This is a genomic window from Halalkalibacter lacteus (assembly GCF_036663595.1).
In the GTDB taxonomy this organism is placed as follows: Bacteria; Bacillota; Bacilli; order Bacillales; family Bacillaceae_D; genus Halalkalibacter; species Halalkalibacter lacteus.
Genome location: NZ_JAWRVL010000256.1, coordinates 1 through 265, shown reverse-complemented (window position 1 = coordinate 265; position 265 = coordinate 1). Strand labels below are relative to the sequence as shown.

Annotated in this window: 1 protein-coding gene; it reads right to left on the bottom strand. The window is 69.8% G+C overall.

The window, feature by feature from the left end; translation table 11 throughout:
• Positions 1-60 precede the first annotated feature (60 nt).
• Positions 61-237 carry a KUP/HAK/KT family potassium transporter gene (locus SAZ04_RS22270; protein ID WP_431309055.1) on the bottom strand — a complete coding sequence of 59 codons (177 nt, stop codon included), beginning with the start codon at positions 235-237 and terminating at the stop codon, positions 61-63.
• Between the last annotated feature and the right edge of the window lie 28 nt (positions 238-265).

Genomic DNA, 265 nt, shown 5'->3' with positions numbered 1-265 from the left:
GCCTGAGGTCCCGCTTCTCGAGCGAGCGGAGGGCGTGGGGCCAGCGCATGCTCTCGGCCGCTAGAGCTGGATCTGCGCGCCCATCTCCACCACCCGGTTCGGCGGGAGGCCGAAGAACGCGCTGGCCGTCTGGGCGTTCCGCGCCATCACGATGAAGAGGCGCTTCCGCCAGGTCCAGATCTTGGACGGCCCGTTGGCCAGCAGCGTCTCCCGCCCCAGGAAGTAGGTGGTCTGCATGGGCACGATGGTGAGGCGCGGCCCCTAC

Coding starts and splice junctions, on each gene's coding strand:
- SAZ04_RS22270 (WP_431309055.1), bottom strand. CDS start 237: ATGCAGACCACCTACTTCCTGGGGCGGGAGACGCTGCTGGCCAACGGG.